At 69.5% G+C, this 15624-nt stretch carries 21 protein-coding genes; 14 read left to right on the forward strand and 7 right to left on the reverse strand.

Annotated elements, in window-relative coordinates; all coding sequences use genetic code 11:
• Positions 1–333 precede the first annotated feature (333 nt).
• Positions 334–1167, forward strand: a complete 834-nt coding sequence (locus ACQP0P_RS35890) for a patatin-like phospholipase family protein (protein ID WP_433363841.1) — start codon at positions 334–336, stop codon at positions 1165–1167.
• Between the two features lie 85 nt (positions 1168–1252).
• Positions 1253–2287 (forward strand): 1-acyl-sn-glycerol-3-phosphate acyltransferase, encoded by a 1035-nt coding sequence (locus ACQP0P_RS35895; protein WP_433363844.1) that lies wholly within the window; start codon positions 1253–1255, stop codon positions 2285–2287.
• 18 nt (positions 2288–2305) lie between these two features.
• On the opposite strand, the gene ACQP0P_RS35900 is transcribed toward ACQP0P_RS35895, so the two are convergent.
• The 7 genes from ACQP0P_RS35900 to ACQP0P_RS35930 form a co-directional block, all read right to left on the reverse strand.
• Positions 2306–2512 (reverse strand): SHOCT domain-containing protein, encoded by a 207-nt coding sequence (locus ACQP0P_RS35900; protein WP_433363847.1) that lies wholly within the window; start codon positions 2510–2512, stop codon positions 2306–2308.
• Between the two features lie 118 nt (positions 2513–2630).
• Positions 2631–4154 (reverse strand): cobyric acid synthase, encoded by a 1524-nt coding sequence (locus tag ACQP0P_RS35905; RefSeq protein WP_433363850.1) that lies wholly within the window; start codon positions 4152–4154, stop codon positions 2631–2633.
• Positions 4151–5068 carry a cobalamin biosynthesis protein gene (locus ACQP0P_RS35910; protein ID WP_433363852.1) on the reverse strand — a complete coding sequence of 306 codons (918 nt, stop codon included), beginning with the start codon at positions 5066–5068 and terminating at the stop codon, positions 4151–4153. The genes ACQP0P_RS35905 and ACQP0P_RS35910 overlap by 4 nt, the downstream gene beginning before the upstream one ends.
• 55 nt (positions 5069–5123) lie before the next feature.
• The gene (locus ACQP0P_RS35915; RefSeq protein WP_433363855.1) at positions 5124–5924 is read right to left on the reverse strand and encodes a phosphotransferase; all 801 of its coding nucleotides are present in this window, start codon (positions 5922–5924) and stop codon (positions 5124–5126) included.
• Positions 5925–6718: 794 nt separating this feature from the next.
• Positions 6719–7126, reverse strand: coding sequence for a GntR family transcriptional regulator (locus ACQP0P_RS35920; RefSeq protein ID WP_433363858.1), 408 nt, complete (start codon positions 7124–7126; stop codon positions 6719–6721).
• Between the two features lie 186 nt (positions 7127–7312).
• The gene (locus ACQP0P_RS35925) at positions 7313–8026 is read right to left on the reverse strand and encodes a GntR family transcriptional regulator (protein ID WP_433382290.1); all 714 of its coding nucleotides are present in this window, start codon (positions 8024–8026) and stop codon (positions 7313–7315) included.
• On the reverse strand, positions 7954–8109 hold the full coding sequence (locus ACQP0P_RS35930) for a hypothetical protein (RefSeq protein ID WP_433382496.1): 156 nt from the start codon (positions 8107–8109) through the stop codon (positions 7954–7956). The genes ACQP0P_RS35925 and ACQP0P_RS35930 overlap by 73 nt, the downstream gene beginning before the upstream one ends.
• 57 nt (positions 8110–8166) lie before the next feature.
• On the opposite strand from ACQP0P_RS35930, the gene ACQP0P_RS35935 reads away from it, so the two are divergent.
• The 12 genes from ACQP0P_RS35935 to ACQP0P_RS35990 all read left to right on the forward strand — a co-directional run bounded on the left by ACQP0P_RS35935 (position 8167) and on the right by ACQP0P_RS35990 (position 15615).
• Positions 8167–8538: a hypothetical protein gene (locus ACQP0P_RS35935; RefSeq protein ID WP_433363860.1), complete on the forward strand. Its 372-nt coding sequence runs from the start codon at positions 8167–8169 to the stop codon at positions 8536–8538.
• A 136-nt stretch (positions 8539–8674) separates the two neighbouring features.
• Positions 8675–8866, forward strand: a complete 192-nt coding sequence (locus ACQP0P_RS35940; protein WP_433363863.1) for a hypothetical protein — start codon at positions 8675–8677, stop codon at positions 8864–8866.
• A 141-nt stretch (positions 8867–9007) separates the two neighbouring features.
• Positions 9008–9352: a hypothetical protein gene (locus ACQP0P_RS35945; RefSeq protein ID WP_433363866.1), complete on the forward strand. Its 345-nt coding sequence runs from the start codon at positions 9008–9010 to the stop codon at positions 9350–9352.
• A gap of 82 nt (positions 9353–9434) precedes the next feature.
• Positions 9435–9614: a hypothetical protein gene (locus ACQP0P_RS35950; protein WP_433363869.1), complete on the forward strand. Its 180-nt coding sequence runs from the start codon at positions 9435–9437 to the stop codon at positions 9612–9614.
• A complete protein-coding gene (locus ACQP0P_RS35955) occupies positions 9614–9808 on the forward strand; it encodes a hypothetical protein (protein WP_433363872.1) in 195 nt (64 codons plus the stop codon). The genes ACQP0P_RS35950 and ACQP0P_RS35955 overlap by 1 nt, the downstream gene beginning before the upstream one ends.
• Before the next feature lie 2 nt (positions 9809–9810).
• Positions 9811–11295: a hypothetical protein gene (locus ACQP0P_RS35960; RefSeq protein WP_433363875.1), complete on the forward strand. Its 1485-nt coding sequence runs from the start codon at positions 9811–9813 to the stop codon at positions 11293–11295.
• A 35-nt stretch (positions 11296–11330) separates the two neighbouring features.
• Positions 11331–11630, forward strand: a complete 300-nt coding sequence (locus ACQP0P_RS35965; RefSeq protein WP_433363878.1) for a hypothetical protein — start codon at positions 11331–11333, stop codon at positions 11628–11630.
• On the forward strand, positions 11627–12073 hold the full coding sequence (locus ACQP0P_RS35970) for a hypothetical protein (protein WP_433363881.1): 447 nt from the start codon (positions 11627–11629) through the stop codon (positions 12071–12073). The genes ACQP0P_RS35965 and ACQP0P_RS35970 overlap by 4 nt, the downstream gene beginning before the upstream one ends.
• A gap of 3 nt (positions 12074–12076) precedes the next feature.
• Positions 12077–12472, forward strand: coding sequence for a hypothetical protein (locus tag ACQP0P_RS35975; RefSeq protein ID WP_433363884.1), 396 nt, complete (start codon positions 12077–12079; stop codon positions 12470–12472).
• Positions 12472–14778 (forward strand): hypothetical protein, encoded by a 2307-nt coding sequence (locus tag ACQP0P_RS35980; RefSeq protein WP_433363887.1) that lies wholly within the window; start codon positions 12472–12474, stop codon positions 14776–14778. Before ACQP0P_RS35975 ends, ACQP0P_RS35980 begins: the two co-directional genes overlap by 1 nt.
• A gap of 193 nt (positions 14779–14971) precedes the next feature.
• Entirely contained in the window at positions 14972–15337 is a 366-nt protein-coding gene (locus ACQP0P_RS35985; RefSeq protein WP_433363890.1) for a hypothetical protein, read from the forward strand.
• A complete protein-coding gene (locus ACQP0P_RS35990) occupies positions 15334–15615 on the forward strand; it encodes a WhiB family transcriptional regulator (protein ID WP_433363893.1) in 282 nt (93 codons plus the stop codon). The genes ACQP0P_RS35985 and ACQP0P_RS35990 overlap by 4 nt, the downstream gene beginning before the upstream one ends.
• Positions 15616–15624 lie beyond the last annotated feature (9 nt).

Below are 15624 nucleotides of genomic sequence, written 5' to 3' on the forward strand. Positions count from 1 at the left end.
CCCGAATCCGGACCCCGCCCCGCCGACCCGTCGCGACACCGAAGCCACGCCCCCGCAAGAGCCGTACCGACCCCCGGCGCAGTCTCCGACCCGTCGCGACACCGAAGCCACGCCCCCGCAAGAGCCGTACCGACCCCCGGCGCGGTCTCCGACCCGTCGCGACACCGAAGCCACGCCCCCGCAAGAGCCGTACCGACCCCCGGCGCAGTCTCCGACCCGTCGCGACACCGAAGCCACGCCCCCGCAAGAGCCGTACCAATCCCCGGCGCGGTTATCGTGAGGTCGTTGACGAATCACGCGGCACCGGGCCGCCTGGCAACCTACGGAGGATCGATGAGCGTGGACACCGCCTTCGTCCTCGGCGGCGGAGGGGTCCTCGGCGCTCACGAGGTGGGCATGCTGCGGGCACTCGACGAGGCGGGTATCAAGCCCGATGTGATCGTCGGCACGTCCGTGGGCGCGCTGAACGGCGTCGTGCTCGCCGCCTCCCCCGGTGACGCGGTCACGCGCCTGACCACGCTGTGGGGCTCGAACGTGGTCCGTACCGCGTTCGCGGGGTCGTGGGTGACCCGGCTGTCCACCCTCGCCAGGACCGGCACCCACCTGCACTCCGGCCAGCCGCTGCGCGACCTGCTGACCCGGACGCTCTCCGTCTCCCGGATCGAGGACCTGGCGGTGCCGTTCCAGTGCGTGGCCGCCTCGGTCGAGCGTGCCACCGCGCACTGGTTCACCGAGGGACCCCTGGTCGAGGCGGTGCTGGCCTCCTGTGCCGTCCCCGGACTGCTGCCCCCGGTCCGCATCGGCGGCGAGCACTTCCTCGACGGCGGGCTGGTGCACAGCATCCCGGTCGGCCGCGCGGTCGCGCTGGGCGCCCGCCGGGTCTACGTGCTGCACGTGGGCAGGATCGAGCGTCCCCTGCTGGTGCCGCGGCGCCCGTGGGAGGTCGGGATGACCGCCTTCGAGATCGCCAGGCGGCACCGCTTCGCCGAGGAGATGGCCACCCTGCCGGGTGACATCGAGGTCCACGTCATGCCGTCGGGTGGCGAGGCACGCCCGGGAATGGATCTGGCCCAGCTGCGCTATCGGGATATATCGAATATATCTGGATACATAGAACGGGCGTACCAGGCCTCGTCCGACTACCTGGCCCGTAACCCGTCCACCTGAGTCCCCCACCCCGAGGGAACCGGCGCTCCCCTCCATACCGATCATCAACCCGTCAGAGCCGTACACCCCCAGGCAGGAGCCGCTCATGCTGCCTCCTCGCATCATCCGCCGTCTGATCCTGGCTCCGCTCGTCATCGTGCTCACCGTGGTCGCGGTGGTCACGCTCCCGATCTGGCTGCTGGTGGTGGCCGCGGCCTCGCTGCGCCTGCCGCCCCCGCAGCGGCGCGGCATCCGGCTGGTCTGGTTCGCGGTGGCGTGGCTGACGTTGGAGTCGATGGCGCTGGTCGCCTGCCTGGGCCTCTGGGTGGCGAGCGGGTTCGGCGGATGGCTCCACCGCGACGAGCACCAGGAGCGGCACTACGCGCTGATCCGGTGGCTCCTGTCCAAGGTGTACGGAGTGGCCGTGCGGATCTTCCGGCTGAGCGTCGAGATCGACGAGCCGACCCTCACCTCCGACGAACTCTCCCGGCGCCTCACCCGCCCCGTCGTCGTGCTGTCCCGCCACGCGGGTCCCGGCGACTCGTTCCTGCTCGTCCACCACCTTCTCGCCCGGTACGGCAGGCGCCCGAGGATCGTGATGAAGGCCGCCCTGCAACTCGACCCCTCACTGGACGTGGTGATCAACCGCCTCCCCAACGCCTTCGTCCCGCGCAAGGCCTCCGAGAACGGCGTTCTCAGCGAGATCCGCCGCCTGGCCTCGGGCATGGACGCCGACGACGCCCTGGTGATCTTCCCGGAGGGCGGCAACTTCACCCCCAGGCGTCGCTGGCGGGCCATCCTCCGGCTGGAACGCAAGGGCCTGTCCGAGGAGGCCGCGCGGGCCCGCGGGCTGGAACACCTGATGGCGCCCCGCCCCAACGGGGCCATCACCGCCATCGAGGCCTGCCCCGAGGCGGATGTGATCTTCGTCGCGCACACCGGCCTCGACGACCTGGTCACCCTCGGAGACATCTGGCGCCGCCTGCCGATGAGCGCCGAGATCAAGGCCAAATGGTGGCGGGTCCAGGCCGCCGACGTGCCGCGCGACCGCGAGAGCCAGATCCGGTGGCTCTTCGACCAGTGGGAGGAGATCGACGCCTGGATCACCGCGAATCGGCCCACCTCCGCCCCCGCCGCCTGACCGGCCGCGGAGGTGGGCCTACCACTCCTGGGAGAGACCCGACATCCGGCGGAGGTACTCGTCCTCGTCGATCTCACCGGCCGCGTAACGACGTCTGAGGATCTCGCGGGGGCTGTCGACGGCGGGTTTGGGAGCCGAGAAGGAGCGGATCTTCCGGGCCGTGCCGAGAACCATCATGGCGATCACGGCGATGACGAAAAGCAACACGATGATGCGGACCATCATCGACCTCCCAGACTTCCCCCATCGGATCTGGCAGGGGAAATATCAATTTTACTAGGCTATCGCCTTCTTCTTCCCTGTCGCGCTGGAAAAGAACGGGGACGCCCGTCCCCGCCACCGGTCAGCCGGCGGAGGATCCGCCCCGGGAGAGGTACGGGGCCTCGCTCCGGGTGGCGCCGGGCGGAAGCGACGGCAGGCCCGAAGGTGCCCCGCCCTCCATCAGCCGGAGCAGTGCCCCGGTGTCGACGTTCCGCTCGACCAGGTCGCCGAGCGCGTCCAGCCGCGCCTCGCGCAGGGCGGCGAACGACACGTCAGGGGCCGGGGTGAAGTCGCGGCCGGAGACGGCGGCCACGTCGGCCAGGAACGCCCGGCGGAAATCGTCGTTCTCCAGGGCGCCGTGCCAGGTGGTGCCCCACACCGAGCCGTACCGGCAGCCGTCCAGGAAGGGCTCGCCGCCGTCGGCCGTCACGACGCCGTGGTGGATCTCGTACGCCTCGACCCGGCAGCCGTAGGCGGCGCCCACCGGGCGGCCCAGCGTCTTGGCCTCGGCGAACTCCACCGAGGCGGGCAACAGCCCCAGTCCCTCGACGAGGCCGGCCCCCGACTCGACGTCGTCACGGATGGTCCTGGCGAGCATCTGGTAGCCGCCGCAGATGCCCAGCACGGCCCGTCCCCGCAGGGCCTCGGCCAGGCCGGTGGCGCGGAGCCAGGCCAGGTCGGAGACCGTGGCCCGGGAGCCGGGCAGCACCACCAGATCGGCGTCCTCCAGCTCGCCCGGCGAGGTCACGTAGCGGACCGTCACTCCGGGCTCGGAGGCCAGCGCGTCCAGGTCCGTGAAGTTGGAGATCCTCGGCAGCCGTACCACCGCCACCCGCAGACTCTGCCTGCCGTACGGGGCGCGCGCCCCGAGCGCGGGCCGGTTGTCCAGGGCCAGGGAGTCCTCGACGTCCATCCAGAGGCCGTCCAGCCAGGGCAGCACCCCGTACACCTCGCGGCCGGTCAGCTCCCTGATCATGTCCAGGCCCGGTTCGAGGAGCTCGGGCGCCCCCCGGAACTTGTTGATCACGAACCCGGCGATCAGCGCCTGATCGGCGGGCTCCAGCAGCGCCACGGTCCCGTACAGCGAGGCGAAGACCCCGCCCCTGTCGATGTCGCCGACCACGACGACCGGCAGGTTCGCGGCACGGGCCAGGCCCATGTTGGCGATGTCGCCCGCACGCAGGTTGATCTCCGCCGGGCTGCCCGCCCCCTCGCAGACCACCACGTCGTAGGAGGCCCGCAGCCGCTCCAGCGCGTCCACCGCGACCTGGCGGAGCCGCTCCTTGACGTCCCAGTACTCCATCGCGTCGACCTCGGTCATCGGCCTGCCCATCACCACGACCTGGCTGCGCCGGTCACTGCCCGGCTTGAGCAGGATCGGGTTCATGTCCGCGCCGGGCTCCAGCCCGCACGCGGCGGCCTGCACCGCCTGGGCCCGGCCGATCTCGGCGCCGTCGGCGGTGACGAAGGAGTTCAACGACATGTTCTGCGCCTTGTACGGCGCGACCCGCACCCCCTGGCGGGCCAGCCAGCGGCAGATCCCGGCGGTGACGACGCTCTTGCCCGCGTCGGAGGTGGTCCCGGCGACCAGCAGCGCCCCCTTCACCCCTTCCTCCCGCGCGATCCGCGTACGGCGGCCAGGACGGCGAGCCCCGCCGCGGCCAGGCCGACCGCCCGTGCCAGCCGTACGGACCTGCGGATGTCGGCGACCGAGGGCTCGGGCCCTTCGCCCATCTTCGGCCGGTGCTCCACCCGGGTGCCGTACACGTTCACCCCGCCGAGCGTACGGTCCAGCGCACCCGCGAAGGCCGCCTCGCAGCGGCCCGCGTTGGGACTGGGGTGGCGGTGGCCGTCCCCGCGCAGCACCGCCGCCGCCCGCCGCGTCGAACCGCCCACCAGGGGGGCGCCGAGCGCGGCGAGCAGCCCGGTGATCCTGGCGGGTACGAAGTTGGCCACGTCGTCGAGGCGGGCCGCGGCCCAGCCGAAGCGCTGGTAGCGCTCGTTGCGGTGGCCGACCATCGCGTCCAGCGTGTTGACCGCCCGGTAGGCGAGCAGGCCGGGCACCCCGGCGACCGCCCCCCAGAACAGTGGCGCCACCACCGCGTCGGAGGTGTTCTCCGCGATCGACTCCACGGTGGCCCTCGCCAGCCCGGGCGCTGCCAACCCGGAAGGATCCCGCCCGCACAGATGAGGCAGCCTCTCCCGGGCCCCGGCCAGGTCACCGTCCTCCAGGAGTTCGGCCATCGCCGCCCCCTCGCGGCCCAGCGTGGTGCCGCCGAGGACGGCCCAGGTCGCCGCCGCGCTCAGCGCGGCCCGCACCATGGGATCACGCGGCCGGGTTGCGGCGTGGCCGAGCAACGCCACCGGAACCACGCACAGTGCGACGTGCAGCACGCCCCTTGCCCGGCCGTCGCCGTACACCCGTTTCTCCACCTCGGCGGCGGCGGTGCCGAACAGCGCGACCGGGTGCCCGCGCCGGGGATCGGCGAGCACGGCGTCGATCACGACCCCGGCGAGCATCCCCACCCCTTCGGCTACCCCAGGTCCCCTTAGTCCCACTTTGGCGACTAGTCGACTAAATGAGATGTTCATGGAGTTCATCCTGGTGGGTCTCCAGCCACACCCGGGCCCGCCGGATGCGCATCCCCGCCCCACCGGCCCACATCCGGGCCCATCCGCCGCCCCTGGCCTCGGCCCTGGCACGCATCACCTGGTACGAGCGGTCGAAGCGGAGCCGGGCCAGATCCAGCAGGCGTCTGCGGTCGCGAGGCGCCAGGCCGTACGCGTCGCAGAACAGGCGGAGCCGGGGCCCGACCTCAAGACGGCGCTGGAGCGGCTCCAGATCGATGGGATCGGCGATCGGCGCCCAGTGCCGCAGCGTGGTCACCACGTCGAAGAGCCGGGTCGTCGGCCGGGCCATGTCGAAGTCGATCAGCGCGACCGGCAGCCCGTCACGGAAGATCACGTTGTCCAGATTGACGTCGCAGTGCCCGATCAGCTTCGGGGCCGCGTCGTCGTTGGACCCGCCCTCCCAGACGGCCCCCGGCGGCGGGACGAACCCCTCGGCCGCGTCGTGGAAGCGGCGCAGCAGCCGCGCCAGCGCGGCCAGCGACTCCCCGCCGAGCGCGGACCCGGGCAACGGCCTGGCCGCGGAGCCACCCTCGACGTAGCTCAGTACCTCCCGGCCCCGCTCGTCCACGCCCAACGCCCGGGGCGCCCCCTCGAACCCGGAACGCTCCAGGTGCCGCAGGAGCGCGTGCACCGAAGCGGTGGAGGCCCGGCTGGGCCGGCGGACGGTGTCCCCGACCCGCACCACCCCGTCGGTGACATCACCGCCCAGAAGGGGGATCTCCTGTTGGGTCGTGACGGCGAACATGCCACCCGAGCGTAGACCGCCCGGCCTCCCCGCGGGGACGATTCGGGCAGACATCTCCCTGTCGGATGGAACATCCGGAAGTCGTCCGCCCATCGGACATCCGCTGCCCCGCCCGGCAGGAGAGCGGCAGGTCACCGGAGAGGTACCCGCCCCGTCCGGCCCGGTTTCCCCGTCCCGAACAGCCGGAATCCGGCCGCCGCCCACCCGGGCCGAGGCGCCCTGACGGCCGTTCCCGCCGAGGGCGCGAGGCGCCGCGGAGTGATCCTCGCGACACAGCCCCGAAACCGATACATGAGCACTCCCCGGATCATGCACAATTAAGCGGGAGCACCCTTAGCTCAGCTGGATAGAGCACCGGACTTCTAATCCTTCAAACCGTTCTATGCATGCCGACCTGTGTTGATACAGGTCGGCATTTGTGTGTATGCGTGAAATCCGATGCTGTTGATCCATGCGCCTGAACGTCTGCTTGGGATAGACAAACCTGGCGGTGACGCCACCTCGCAGACACCGGATGACACAACATCTATCGAAGTTCGCGGGAGCATTAACCCACTGTTCATTGGTGACAGTCGCGACTTGAGCGACTACCATCCGAAACCACGACCGCATGACTAGGTCAGGCGAGGGAACACGGCCACCGCGCCGCCAGCTCTGACCAACCCGAGGCATGCGGCTTGGCGGTGCGGCCCCGCAAGGGGGCGGGCCACCCCGACAGTCATATTGCCGGGGTGGCCCATCCCGCGGGAAGCACCGGCTTCTTGCTCCCCGGGCTCAATGGGGTGAATCGCGTCCTATCCAACGATCAGCCTGACTCTGTCCCCAGGCACCAGCTCGGGCTTCTGTCCAGGGCGATGGATCTCGAACAGGGCGACTCCCTGGTCGATCCCCATGACTCGGCGCTCTTCCTCGGTAGGCATCCGAGTCCCGATGATGTCGCCGCGAGTGACTTCCATCATGGTGACCTCCTGGCCGCCCCGCACGTAAGTGCCAGAGCCTGTCACGGTGCGGACAATCCCCTCATTCCGCAGGATGCTTAGGGCCCTTCGGACCGTAGTACGACCGAGTCCGGAAATCTGCTGAAGTCGCTCCTCGCTGGGCAGTTGCTGGCCAGGACGGTAGTCGCCGGCATCGATCCGCTCACGGAGTTGCCTCGCTAGTTGCCGGTGGCGCGGCTCGTCGCTCGTCGGATCGATCTTCATGATCACGCACTTTAAGACGAGCCCAGGCCGCCTAAATCTGTAGACCTGTGTCTACAGATTTAGGGGCCGACACCTCCTGCTATACGGTGGATCGGCCGGTATGGATCTGGACTGGCCGCAGGTATGGAACGCGAAACGGGCCCCAGCGTATTTGCTGGGGCCCGCTTCGTTCGTCAGACGATCTAACTAGCTCTCCCCGACCGGCCCCGAGTAGCCAAGACGGGACGTCTCTGCAGGGACGACGATGTCCGCAACCTCAACCGGGCGCCCCTCTGCGAGGTAGGTCCGCTCGACCGTCAGCACAATGCCGCCAGGGGAGATACCGAGGAGCTTGGCCTCACCGGGGAGAGCGGCACGAGCCCCAACGTCTTCGACCCAGTCGTCCACGATGACGCCGATCTCAACCATTCGATGGGTCACCCCGCAACCTGCGAGGGGCCCGTCCTCGGGGAGAGCGATGATTGTGCCCTTGGTCAGGTATAGCGGCTCATAGGAGTCCGACAACATCCAGGCCGTCTGATCAGCACGGAATACGTACCGGGTGTGCATGACGTCATCGCGGCCATCCTCGGGCTCGTCGAGAGCGAGCCGGGCACGTATCTCTGGCGACGCCCGCACCGTGGACGATTCGTAGTCCCAGCTCCCCGCCATGCCTTGTTCCAGCATGCTCGCGAAGAACGGGCTGCCGGCCCGCCGCTCTCGGTGCCAGGAGCGGGGAATGCGGCGCACCATGGGCCGCTCGCGAACGAACACTCCAGCACCAGGGCGGGACACGACGTGGCCCTCTTGGGCGAGTTGGCGGATCGCCTCCCGGATGACGCCTTCGGCTACACCGTGCTCAGCGGCCAGGTCTTGGCGTGCGGGCAGGCGAGCGCCTGCCGGGAGCTCTCCAGTGACGATTTGTCGTCGGATGAGTGCGGCGAGTTGAAGATAGCGGGGCTGATCCACGCCACCAGCTTGACAGCCGGATATCCGGCTTGCAAGCTGGCTATACGAATAGCGAGCCGGATAGCCGGATTGCTCTCCCTTGGTGGTGACACATGCCGACCTTCACTCAGGACTACCCCGCGCTACCCGGCAGCATCGACGCAGCCGTACAACACGCTCGCACCGTCGCCAAGCAGTACCAGCCTGACCGTGTCGACGACGCCGAACAGGTCGTGCGGGTCCTGTTCACAGACGCACTCACCCGTACCGCCCCCAGCGGCAACATCAGCTTCATCACGACCGTCGACTTCAGTCACGTCCGTTTCGAGATCCACGACGCCAATACGCCCGTACCCGGCGCGTCAACGAACCCAGGAACACACCAACTGGTGTCGGCCCTTGCTGACCGCTACGGCTCCGGCGGTACCCGAGGCGGCCACATGGCGTGGGTTGAGCTGCACGTCCGACAGGTCGCGCCGGTATGAGCAGCGCACCCGCCGAACCTTCATTGGAGCAGCGCTGCGAGCCTCGGGACTGGCGTACCGGCCACCCTGACTCTCCGCAGATCCGCGCTGCCGTGGTCTCCTCCGTCTTGGCCACCTGGCGGGAAGCCTGGCTGCCATGACAGCGCCCCCTCCCGCGCCGCCCTTCCGCCCCTTCGCCTGCCAGCTATGTGGCCTGCCGCTGGAGAGGCTGTGGTCCTTGTATGTCGGCCACTTCTGGGGCGCCCGGGAAGGCGATCTCGGGCCGGGACAGTGCAAGCGGAACGTGTCTATGGGCGTCGCCTACGGCCCGCACACTCCGCCCTCCTGATCTCCTGGCCGCCCCTGCCCTGAGGCGGTGGCGGCCGGTGCACGCCCCCTCCGGGTGCAGCGCGCCTGCCCCTGGAGGGTGGTGGCCTCGCACGGAGGGGTGCGAGGCCACCCACACGACCCCGCCCATCCGAGGAGAGCCGTGACCGACCCCAGCACACCTGCCCACGCCATCCAGTTCGGCGTCCAATGGACCCCCCGATCCGGGGAGCCCCGCGTGGAGACGACCCCGATGACCGAAGAGCTCGCCCAAGAGCTCGCCCAGAGCATGGGCGGCTCGCAGGCATTGTTCGACCACGAGCCGGACGCCATCGTCGTCTACCGGCGCGGGCCAGGTGACAAGTGGAGCACCACCCGCCCCGCCGAGCTCGCCCCGCGAGCACCCCGTAAGACGACCGACGAACTGTTGCAGGAGTGCCTGGACCAGCTGGCAGACCCCAGCAACCCGCCCCTCGTTGACGAGCCTACTTTCCAGCCCCGCCCCTGAACGCAGGAGAGCCCCGCCCGGCGGCAACCGGACGGGGCCTCTACCTGGCACGAAGCCCCAACTTGCCTTGGAGTCCGAACCAATGAAGAACCGTAGCGACACCACCGCACCCGCGTCACCTGCGAGTCCGGACCTGGCCAGCCTCCCGGCAATCCGCAGCAGTCGCCCCCGAGTGCCCTTCGGCTGGCCCGGCGGAGAGCCCGACAGCGTGCGCGCCGCCTGCGACGCCGGGCTCGACCGGCAGCGGAAGGGCGGCCGGTGATGGAGTTCCACGTCATCCTCACCCTCGCCAAAGACGGCCAGTACGCCACGATCAACCGGGTCGCCGCTGCCCAACCCGGCAACACCCGCAACGGACTGCTGAACTGGGCGCTCCAGAAGGCCCCCGAAGGGTTCGAGGGCGCCAACATCGTGTTCTTCAGCGCCGAGCCCAACCTCCTGCGGGGGGAGCAGTGACCATGCCCGAATGGCCCACACTTCCGCCGATCCCGTCATGGGTGCCCGACGTGGTGGCAGCCATCACGATCGGCCTCGGCGTCATCGCCGTTCTCCTCACCAGCTGGGGCGTCTTCAAAGGGGCCGCGGCTCTCGCTCGTAAGGCGAAGGCCAGCACGACCAAACCGACTGGCGCGGACCTGCTGACCTGGCTCGCGGCGACCATCGCCACCATCGTGTCCGCCCAAGGCATGTGGCAGTTCCTCGACCGCATCATCGGCGACGTCCACTGGTCACTCCGCGCCCTGATGTTCGCCTTCATCGAGGTCGCTGTCGTCATCTCCGCCGTACGCGCCCGCAAGAACATGCGGGAGAACTTCTCGGCCGGCATCGACGGCATCGCGGTGTGGGCGCTCACCGGCCTGTCCGCGGTCCTGTCCGCCATGGAAGCCTCGTCCCTGCCCGAGGCGGTCTTCCGGCTCGCCGCACCCCTGGTGGCCGCTTGGTTGTGGGAGCGCGGCATGGCGATCGAACGCCACCGCGCCACGGGCAGGAAGCGCATCCACTGGCGGCTCACCCCCGAACGGATCCTCGTCCGCCTCGGCCTGGCCGAAAGCCGGGACCGTACCGCGGAGGAAGTCGACGCACAGCGCCGGCTCACCCGCGTCGCGCTGGCCGCCAAGCGCGCCCGCATGCTCCGCGAGACCGGCGCATCAGAGCGGAAGATGCGCGCCGCGCTGACGAAGCTGGACCGGGCGTTCGAGAGGGCGGCCGAGCATGCCGGGCTGGCGCGCGACCCGCAGGTGCAAGAGCGGCTGCGCTCCGAGACCGGCGCCCTGTACAGCACGAGCGGCCTACTCGACGTGGTCCCGGCCTCTGAGTGGATGCCCGCCGTCAAAGAGGCGCCGAACGACTTCGCCCGCCTGGCCAACGAAACACAGCAACTCAACGAGAGCCTCGCCGTGCGCGACGAGCTCCGCGCGATCGAGGCGAACGTCTCCATGCTCGCCAACCACGTGACCTCGACCATGACTCGCCCCGGGGTCATCAACCCCGTCAACTCCGGGATCAACGACTTGGTCATGATCGTGCCGCCGGAGTGGACCGGTGAGGCTCCGGCCGTGACTTCGGATGTGACAGCCGATGTGACTCGCCCGGGTGTCACCGAGGTCGTCAACTTCGATATCAACAACCCTGCCATTTTCGATCTTGGATGGCCGCCGCCAGCTCTCACCGACATGACCCCGGAGTTGACCCCCGATGTGACCCCGGGCAGCGTCAACGCCGAGGTCAACGACCAGCGCAAGGCCGATGTCATGCGCGGCCACTGGGAGCAGGAGCGCGCGGAGGGCCGCTACCCCCGGGTTGTTGACCTCGCCCGTGAGGCCGGCGCCGACGTAGGCCAGGCGTCAAGATTGCGGGCCGAGCTCGTCGCGGCGCTCCCCTGGCGGGAGAAGCGCAAGGCCAACGCCAAGAAGGCCGTCAACGGCTCCAAGCCGTCCAGCTGACCCCTTTCCCTATCCCGCCTTAAGGAAGCCCGACTATGGCTGACTCAGCGTTCCAGCCGATCCGCCGCAAGAAGACCGCGGCCAAGACCGCCCCCGCCCAGACCAGGAGCAAGCGGGGCATGGAGATCTCGATCGGCGCGCTGGTCGTGACGACCGGCCTCGGCATCGGCGCCTACTTCCTCGTGGCCGGCGTACTCGGCTGGCACCGAGACGTCGCTCTCGTCGCCGCCGGACTCGTCGCGGGAATCTGCTCCGGTGGTGTCCTGTGGCCCCTGTGGCGCAGCCTCCGCGCGAACCTGTCGCGGTGGATCAGCCCAACCAAGACACCCCGATGAGCACCCTGTCGTGGCTGCTGGCCACCGCGGGAGTCCTCGCCCTGCTCGCCGGGTTCCGGCGCTCCCGCTACGACGGCACCTCGCTGCGCGTCTGGTGGGCGCAAGAGCGAATGCACCGGCGTCCCGCGCACATCCTCGCCCGCTTGGCCAAGACCTTCCTCGGCGCCACCTGCCTGGTCGGTGCGTTCGTCGCCGCGCTGATCCTGGCTGGCGTCGTCCTGGCCGGCCTGGTGGTGGCCGCCGCGGTGGGCGCGGCCTGGTACTGGCTGCGGCTCGGCGCCCGCGCCGCGACGCCGCGCATCCACCCAGTCGAGCGCGACGACGTCGATCTCGCGCCCAAGGCTCCTGGTACCGCTGGCCCGGCTCCCGCAGTCATCTGGCCGCCCGGCACGTTGCCGCCCGGCCGAGACGACGACCCCGACAACCCGATCTTGGAGGTTTGACCCGTGGCACGCCGATCGGCCGATCTCGGCAAGATCCCGACCCGCACACCTGAACAGGTGCGGGTGTACGGCCGAGCCGCCGACGAGCTGCTCGGTGACCTGGCGACCGAGTTCGAGATGCGCCGCAAGGAGCTCGTCAAGCGCGTGTTCGCCCTGCTGAAGGAGGCCCACAAGCAGGGCCTCGGAACGGGCGAGGACAAGTACCTGCGCGCCCTGCAAGCCACCAGGGGGCTCATCACCGCTGCTGTCGCCGTTCGGGTTGCCCGGCACGGCGTGCGGATCCTCTACCCCGCCCTTGAAAAGCACGCCGGAGTCGAGATCGACCGGCTGCGAGAGAAGAAGTACGGCAAGACCGAGGGCCGGTGGAAGCCCGACGTCAACGATCGAATGGACGTCTGATGTCGCAGGTGCTGACGAACAAGGGGCTGCGGGAGACCCGCCGCAGCGAAAAGACCCTGCGCAAATCGCTCGGCGACGTCGGCGGCGAACTGTCGCAGGCATGGCGTGTCCTGGCGCCCTGGGCGCTGCTGGCGACCGCGCTCGGCCTGGCCCCCGCGGCATGGTTCCTGGCCCGCTGGGGGCAGGTGCAGACGTTCACCGCGCTCTGCATCGCCGTCGCCGGCCTGGTGATGCTGTACGTCTCGTTGACGCTGACCCGGGGCCGGATGACCCTCGGCCGCGGACACGAGCTGTTCAACGTCTCAGCGCCTGTCGGTGTGATCGCCTACACCGTGGCGTACGGCCCCGACAAGTACGTGCTCATCGCGTCCGGGATCTTCGGCATCACGTCCGCGATCGTCTGGAACCGGCGCCACACCAGCACGGCGATGCGCGAGCTCGAACGCCAAGGCGGTGGCGCCTCGACGGCACTGCCGCGGCGCTGGAAGACATTCACCGCCGAACACGCGCCCTCGCTGGTCGACTCGCAGATGACCGTGTTCAAAGACGACGCCGACGAGCTCGCAGTCGGCCTCGACCTCGGCGAGGCAGGGATCCCCTCGGATGTGGGCCCGCTGCTGGAGCGGATGACACGGTTCGCCGGCGGCATCGCCGGTGGCGCGTCGGTCATCGTCGGCGACTACCTCGACCAGGTGATCGTGCGTGTTGCCCGCCGCGACCCGCTCAAGGTGGCGATGCACTGGCAGGGTCCGAACGCGCCGGGTGAGTCGATGATCGAGCCCATCGAGGGCATCGGCCGCTACCGGGACCTGCTCGACTTGTCGCTGACGTTGCCCTACGTCGCGCCGCGCACCCCCGACGACGACCCTAAAATGCAGTCTCACCTCGGCATCTACGGCATGAGCCGGGCAGGCAAGGGCGCCGCGGGCGAACTGCTCGACGTCAACATCGCCACCCGATCCGACGCGGTCCTCGTCGTGTGCGACCCGGTCAAGGCCGACCAGCAGCTCGGCCCGATCGCTGAGGGCGCCGACTATGTGCTCGACACCGCCCCCAAGATCAGATCGTTCTTTCACCGGCTTGTGAACTCCACGATCCCGACCCGTGCGGCGGTGCTGGGCGACCCTCGCCGTAACCTGCTCGGCAAGGTGTGCCGGGAGTGGGAGCCGGGCTGCGGCCTGTCATGGGTGGCCGTGCACGTGTATGAGGCTGCCGCCCTGTACAACAACCAGGACATGACCAAGCTGACCGAGCGGGCCGCCTCGGTCGGCATTGAAATCATCCTGGAAGCGCAGAAAGGCATTCACGACCGCGTCGACACGAACGCCCGCTCGAACATGGCTGCGATGCTGGTGTTCGGCACCTACGACTACGACGACGCCGCCCTCGTGGTGCCGTCCGAACTGCTTGAGCTCGGCGTGAACCCCGGCGCGTGGAAGAACAAGCAGCCCGGCACCTGCCTCGTCGTGTTCCCCGAGTTGCCTTTGTCGCGGCAAGCCGTGCCGGCGCGGTTCGCCCGGCATGCCCCTGACGGATCTGACATCGCCGCGGCCCTGGCCGAGTACATGCACCTGGCCAACCCGTGTGACCCGTGGACGGCGAAGACGTGGGGTGAGCCCTACCAGCAGTACCGGGCGCAGATCGAGGCCAAGTTCGGCCGCCGGCCACAACAGCATGCCTTCGCCGGTGCGGCCCTGCTCGACGAACGCCCCGCCCTGGCCGCACCCCTGCCTGCGGCCACCAGTTCGACCGCTCCGCTCTCTGCGGAGCCGGAGGAGGGGTTCGACCTCGGCGACCCAGACGACAGTGTGCCGACGGCCGAAGACGAGCGCGCCGAGTTGACCGAGGCCGCCGAGGACGTCGTCGGCGAGATGGCGAACATGCTGCATGGCGACGACGAGGCGGGCGCCGTGCTGGGCATGGCGGTCGACGGGCTTGAGCGCTACACCCAAAGCGACGAGGACGAGATGGCGGGGCCCGCGGTTGCCGCGGCCGACATCGAGTTCCCGCCGGATCCCGACGAGGCGCATTTCGCGCCGATCCTCGACCGCAACGAGGCCCTGGACGTTTTGCTCGCTGTGCTGCACGACGACGTCGGCGAGGGCGGCACCTTCCGGCCGAGTGACCTGTATGACGCGTTGGATCGGCGGGCTCGCCGAGGGGACTCCTGGGTGCGTAAGGAGCTCAAGACTCTGCAGGAGTGGGGGTGCGTCGAGGACGCCGAGGGCTATGGCGTGTACGAGGTTCGGCATACCCGCCGCGGCGACCTCGACGACTACGCAGAGTCGCTGACGATGGAGGTGTGACGCCGTAACTGTGATGCAAGATCACGTCACAGTTACAGGGGCGCAAACCGGGCGCAAACCCCTCCCCCCCTTAAGGACACGAGGCGGAACAGCCGGAACGTCACAGTCGCCGTCACAGTCCGCCCGGCGCCGCGCACGGCTCGGCGCCCGCGCACGCACAGTAACCAGCCAAGATCACGAACGGAGAGCGGCCATGGCCGACGACGCCCCCCAGACCCCCCTTGACGACGACATCGAGCTACCCCTGCCAGCCCGGCGGCGAACGCCTCGCTTCGCAGGCCCGAGCCGCTCAAGAGAGATCACGAACGCGACCATCACGATCATCGTCGCCCTGCTCGGACTGATCTTCTACCCCGATCTGATGAGCCTCGCCCCACCCTTACAGCCAGCCCAGTTCTGGATCCTTCTGGCCGTCTTCCATCTCGCCGCCCTCGACGTCGCGGTCCGCTCGATCCGCGGCCAGCATCTGCGGACGCCCACAGTCATGATCGTTTGCATGGGTGGGGGAGTGACGATCGTCGCCATCGCCCTGGCCCACCTGTCAGGCGCCCTCTCATGACCGCGACCTACTGGCCACCCCGCCAGCACGACGACATCCCTGAGCGTGAACTCGACTGGCAGGACCTCGCCCTGTGCGCGGAAACCGACCCCGAGGCATTCTTCCCCGAGGAGGGCGGCCCCAGCCCCGCTAAGAAGATCTGCCGCTCTTGCGAGGTGCGCGCCGAGTGCCTTGAGTACGCGCTCGACAACGAGATCATGTTCGGCATCTGGGGCGGCATCTCCGAGCGGAGCCGCCGCACACTCCAGCGGCGCCGGAACCTCGGAGTAGCGGCATGACGGTCCTCG

This window comes from Streptosporangium sp. CA-115845 (assembly GCF_050943795.1).
Lineage (GTDB): Bacteria > Actinomycetota > Actinomycetes > Streptosporangiales > Streptosporangiaceae > Streptosporangium.